At 69.4% G+C, this 5162-nt stretch carries 5 protein-coding genes and 1 pseudogene; 4 read left to right on the top strand and 2 right to left on the bottom strand.

Going from position 1 to position 5162, the window contains the following annotated elements; all coding sequences use genetic code 11:
• From HUU95_RS07845 to hflX, 4 genes are all read left to right on the top strand, one after another.
• Nucleotides 1–918 (top strand): sensor histidine kinase (locus HUU95_RS07845; RefSeq protein ID WP_254602680.1); only part of this gene is annotated, 918 nt, incomplete at its 5' end.
• 5 nt (nucleotides 919–923) lie between these two features.
• Nucleotides 924–2294: a nitrogen assimilation response regulator NtrX gene (gene ntrX / locus HUU95_RS07840; protein ID WP_174279609.1), complete on the top strand. Its 1371-nt coding sequence runs from the start codon at nucleotides 924–926 to the stop codon at nucleotides 2292–2294.
• A 73-nt stretch (nucleotides 2295–2367) separates the two neighbouring features.
• A complete protein-coding gene (gene hfq / locus HUU95_RS07835; protein WP_302480103.1) occupies nucleotides 2368–2892 on the top strand; it encodes an RNA chaperone Hfq in 525 nt (174 codons plus the stop codon).
• Nucleotides 2889–4199 (top strand): GTPase HflX, encoded by a 1311-nt coding sequence (gene hflX / locus HUU95_RS07830; RefSeq protein ID WP_254602679.1) that lies wholly within the window; start codon nucleotides 2889–2891, stop codon nucleotides 4197–4199. Before hfq ends, hflX begins: the two co-directional genes overlap by 4 nt.
• 175 nt (nucleotides 4200–4374) lie before the next feature.
• Here the strand turns inward: hflX and HUU95_RS07825 are convergent, their stop codons facing one another.
• Nucleotides 4375–4863 (bottom strand): DUF6998 domain-containing protein, encoded by a 489-nt coding sequence (locus HUU95_RS07825; protein ID WP_217429790.1) that lies wholly within the window; start codon nucleotides 4861–4863, stop codon nucleotides 4375–4377.
• A gap of 1 nt (nucleotide 4864) precedes the next feature.
• A pseudogene (locus HUU95_RS07820) lies at nucleotides 4865–5162 on the bottom strand (MazG nucleotide pyrophosphohydrolase domain-containing protein); the annotation flags it as partial.

Here is a 5162-nt window from a genome sequence, read left to right as displayed (position 1 = left end):
GCCGGCCGCGCGCTCGCCGAGGTCGCGCCCGCGCTCGCCCGGCTGGTCGACGATCAGGGCCGCGACGCGATGGTCGAGGTGGGGCAGGGGAGCGACACCCGCACGCTCGCGGTGCGCGTCCAGCGTTCCGCCGCCGGCGCGATCCTCACCTTTGACGACATCACGCAGGCGCAGAACGATCAGCGCCGCGCCGCCTGGTCCGATGTCGCGCGTCGCATCGCGCACGAGATCAAGAACCCGCTCACCCCCATCCAGCTCGCCGCCGAGCGGCTCCAGCGGCGCTATGGCGCCAAGGTCGAGCCCGGCGACACGGTCTTCGCGCGGCTGACGGAGACGATCGTGCGCCAGGTCGGCGACCTGCGCCGCATGGTGGACGAGTTCTCCTCCTTCGCGCGCATGCCCAAGCCCGTGTTCCGCGACGAGCCGCTCGCCGACATCGCGCGCCAGACGCTGTTCCTGCACGAGGTCGCGCACCCCGGGATCCGCTTCGCGCTGGAGGCGCCCGATCCGGCGCCGCATCTGGTGTGCGACCGCCGGCTGATCGGCCAGGCGCTGACCAACCTCGTCAAGAACGCCGTCGAGGCGATCGAGGGCGGGGAGGGATCGGTGACGACGACGCTCGCGCGCGACGGCGCTGGGACGCTGGTCGAGATCGCCGACACGGGCGTCGGCCTGCCCGCCGATCGCGACCGGCTGGTCGAGCCCTATGTCACGACGCGCGCGCGCGGCACCGGCCTGGGCCTCGCCATCGTCAAGAAGATCGTCGAGGAACATGGTGGCGTCATGACCTTCGTCGATCGGCCGGGCGGCGGCACGATCGTGCGTCTGCGCTTCGATACCGCCGCGCTCGCCGCGCTGGATGACGGCGCCGATCCCGTCGCGCTCGCCGCGCCGCAATTCACTCTCAGCCGGACCTGATCCGCATGCCCCTTGATATTCTGGTGGTCGACGACGAGCAGGACATCCGCGAACTCGTCGCTGGCGTGCTGGAGGACGAAGGCTATGCCACCCGCGCCGCCGCGCACAGCGATGGCGCGCTCGACGCGATCGCGCAGCGCCGCCCCAGCCTGGTGCTGCTCGATGTCTGGCTCGCCGGGTCGAAGCTCGATGGGCTGGAGCTGCTCGACGAGATCAAGCGGCGCGATCCGTCGCTGCCCGTGCTGGTCATCTCCGGCCACGGCAATCTCGACACCGCTGTCGCCGCGATCCGCAAGGGCGCGGCCGACTTCATCGAGAAGCCGTTCGAGGCCGAACGGCTGCTGCTCATGGTCGCGCGCGCGACGGAGACGGAGCGGCTGCGGCGCGAGGTGGCGTCGCTGCGCGCGTCCGCCGGCCGCGACGCGGACCTGACCGGCAGTTCCGCCGCGATCAACGGCGTCCGCGCGACGCTCAAGCGCGTCGCCGCGACGGGCAGCCGCGTGCTCATCACCGGCGCGGCCGGCGTCGGCAAGGAGATCGCCGCACGGCTCTTGCACGGCTGGTCGCAGCGCGTCGACTCGCCCTTCATCATCGTCTCCGCCGCGCGGATGACGCCCGAGCGCGTCGAGGAGGAGCTGTTCGGGGTGGAGGAGGGGGGCGATCTGGTCCGCCCGGGCCTGCTCGAACAGGCGCATGGCGGCACGCTGTTCCTCGACGAGATCGCCGACATGCCGATCGCGACGCAGGCGCGCATTCTGCGCGTGCTCACCGATCAGAGCTTCACCCGCATCAACGGGACCCGCGTCGTCAAGGTCGATGTCCGCGTCGTCTCGGCGACCGGCCGCGTCCTGACCGACGAGATCGCGGAAGGCCGCTTCCGCGAGGACCTATACTACCGCCTCAACGTCGTCCCCGTCGTCATCCCCGCGCTGGCGGAGCGGCGCGAAGACATCCCGCCGCTCGCCCAGCATTTCGTCGCGCATTATGCGAACGAACGCCGCGTGCCGACGCCGGAAATCGCGCCCGACGCCATGGTCGCGCTGCAATCCTATGATTGGCCCGGCAACGTCCGCCAGCTGCGCAACGTGATCGAGCGCACCATCATCATGACGCCGGGCGACCGCATCGGCCGCATCGACCTGGACCTGCTGCCGGCCGAGGTGCTGGGCACCGACCGTAACGGCAGCGGGGCGGGCGCGATCATGGGCACGCCGCTGCGCGAGGCGCGCGAGACGTTCGAACGCGAGTATCTGCGCGTCCAGATCCGCCGCTTCTCCGGCAACATCAGTCGCACCGCCAGCTTCATCGGCATGGAACGGTCCGCGCTCCACCGGAAGCTCAAGCTGCTCGGGATCAGCGATCCTCGCGATGATTGACACAGGTGGACGCGGCCGACGCCGATCCATAGAATAAGGGTTCCGACGCCGGTCACCGGCGCGTCGCGGGGGCATCACCCCGCCAACAAGGGAGCGAACAATCGCCATGGCCGACAAACAGGCATCGCTGCAGGACCTGTTCCTCAACAGCGTGCGCAAGAGCAAGACGCCCGTCACGATGTTTCTGGTCAAGGGCGTGAAGCTTCAGGGCATCGTCACCTGGTTCGACAATTTCTCCGTGCTGCTGCGCCGCGATGGCCAGTCGCAGCTGATCTACAAACACGCTATCTCCACGATCATGCCGGCGGGGCCGTTCGATCCCGCCGAGGTCGATGGCGGCACGCCCGACGCGGCGCGCAAGCCGCTGTTGCAGGACATCTTCCTCCACGCCGTCCGCCGGTCGGACGACAGCGTCACCATGTTCCTAGTCAATGGCGTGATGCTGCAAGGCTATATCGCCGCCTTTGACCTGTTCTGCATGCTGCTGACCCGCGACGGCCTGGCGCAGCTGGTCTACAAACATGCGGTGTCGACGATCCAGCCCGCGCGCCCGCTCAACCTGTCCGATCAGGGTGACGACGAGGCGGACGACGCTTGAGCGCGCCCATCGCCGGGTTCGAGCGCGAAGGCTTCCAACGGGATCGGGACGAGTTCGCGCGCGGCGCGCGCGCGCTGGTGGTGCTCCCCGATCGTGGCGACGCGCATCGCGATGCAGACGCGCGGCTGGCGGAGACGGCGGGGCTGGCCGCCGCGATCGGGCTTGAGGTCACCGACCGGGTCGCGCTGAAGCTGCGCAGCCCTCGCGCGGCGACGCTGATCGGCAGTGGCCAGGTGCTGGCGCTCGCCGATCGCGTGCGGCAGAACGAGGCAACGCTGGTCGTGGTCGACGGCAGCCTGTCGCCGATCCAGCAGCGCAACCTGGAGACCGGGCTCGGCGCCAAGGTAATCGACCGCACCGGCCTGATCCTCGAAATCTTCGGCGAGCGCGCCGCGACGGCCGAGGGCCGGTTGCAGGTCGAGCTCGCGCATCTGGACTATCAGGCCGGCCGGCTCGTCCGGTCGTGGACCCATCTGGAGCGCCAGCGCGGCGGTTTCGGCTTTCTCGGCGGTCCCGGTGAGACGCAGATCGAGGCGGACCGCCGCCTGATCCGTGACCGCATGGCGCGGCTGCGCCGCGAGCTGGAGGGCGTCAGCCGCACGCGCGGGCTGCATCGCGACCGGCGTCAGAAGGCGCCATGGCCGGTGGTCGCGCTGGTCGGCTACACCAATGCGGGCAAGTCGACGCTGTTCAACCGGCTCACTGGCGCCGACGTGATGGCCGAAGACCTGCTGTTCGCGACGCTCGACCCGACGCTGCGCCAGGTCCGCCTGCCCGGGCTCGACAAGGCGATCCTGTCCGACACGGTCGGCTTCGTCTCCGAACTGCCGACGCAGTTGGTGGCGGCGTTCAAGGCGACGCTGGAGGAGGTGGTCGAGGCCGACCTGATCGTCCACGTCCGTGACGTCGCGCACCCCGACACCGAGGCGCAGCGCACCGATGTCGAGGCGGTGCTGGCCGAGATCGGCGTCGCCGAGGATTGGCCCCGGCTGGAGGCATGGAACAAGCTCGACCTGCTCGACGCCGATCGTCGCGAGGCGCTGCTCGGCGAGGCGGCGGCACGCTCCGACGTCGTCGCCGTGTCCGCGCTGGACGGGGAGGGGATCGATCGCCTCGCCGCGCGGGTCGCCGCGCGCCTGACGCAGGACCATCGCCGCTACCGCGTGTCGCTGGATCAGGCGGACGGCGCGGGCGCGGCGTGGCTCCACGCGCATGGCGAGGTGCTGGGCCAGTCGGTGGAGGGGGAGGCGGCGATCTATGAGGTGCGGATGGCACCGCGCGACCACGAGCGGTTCATGACTCGGTAGTAGATCTCGCCCGCAAGGCCGCAATCAGGGCGTCGCCAAGCTGCCTCGTGTTCCTCGGATTGCCTGCGCTGTTTAGGACGTCAACCCCATGCTCGGCCGCAAGCTGTCGCAAATGGGGCAGGGCGACAGGCTGCGGATCGTCGCCGACCAAGACGCGGATGGTGCCGCTTTCATATTACACTAGACGATACGGGCCAGCCGTCACGTCGGCGATGACGACAAGTTGATCGTCGGGATGTCGCGTAGCGGGTGTGCTCCGAATGACGTAGCTATAGTCTGTCGGCGTTTCTTGGCACAGCGTCAAGAACTCCGCTGCCGGCCGGTCCGCGATCTCTTCGATCGACGCATCGCCCTCGACGATGTTGATCCTGAGCACGATCACCCGATCGACGCTGGCAAAGGTGCTCTTGCGAAAGCTGACGTGAGTCGATCGAGTGATGGTCTTGACCGACACACGCTCTTTGTCGCCGCTGACCACGTCGTAGCCGCGCTGGTTGGCCGCCAGCGCCATCTGCCCTCGTGTTATCATCGCGGCGTACAGCTCGCCGATGCGGCCCGTGAGGTGGCGCAGCTCGGCGGGATCGACGCCCCAGGTCAGCTCCTTCTCAAACCAGGCAAGTGTCTCGGCAAGCGATTGGATAACCTGAACCTGGGAGAGCGCCATATCAGCGTGGGTCCGAGTCGGCCTTCACGGCCCGCCAAAGCGCCTCCTGCTCGTCGAGCGTTCGTCCCGCGAAGCCGGCGTCCATCGCCTCCATCGCCCTGAAGCGCCGCTCGAACTTCGCGTTCGCCGCCCGCAGCGCGGCCTCGGGATCGACGCCCAGGTGCCGCGCCCAGTTCGCCACGGCGAAGAACAGGTCCCCGATCTCCTCCTCGCGCTCCGCCGGCGTCGTCGCCGCCTCGATCTCCGCCAGCTCCTCGTCGATCTTGCCGCGCGGGCCGCTCGCGTCGGGCCAGTCGAAG

The sequence above is a fragment of the Sphingomonas bacterium genome, assembly GCF_903643065.1.
Classification (GTDB): domain Bacteria; phylum Pseudomonadota; class Alphaproteobacteria; order Sphingomonadales; family Sphingomonadaceae; genus Sphingomonas.
Note: the sequence above shows the minus strand (reverse complement) of the source record. Positions and strands in the feature narration are given on the sequence as shown.

What these genes read in the sequence shown, in the direction of transcription:
- HUU95_RS07825 (WP_217429790.1), bottom strand. Translation starts at nt 4,863, where the DNA reads ATGGCGCTCTCCCAGGTTCAGGTTATCCAATCGCTTGCCGAGACACTT.
- ntrX (WP_174279609.1), top strand. Translation starts at nt 924, where the DNA reads ATGCCCCTTGATATTCTGGTGGTCGACGACGAGCAGGACATCCGCGAA.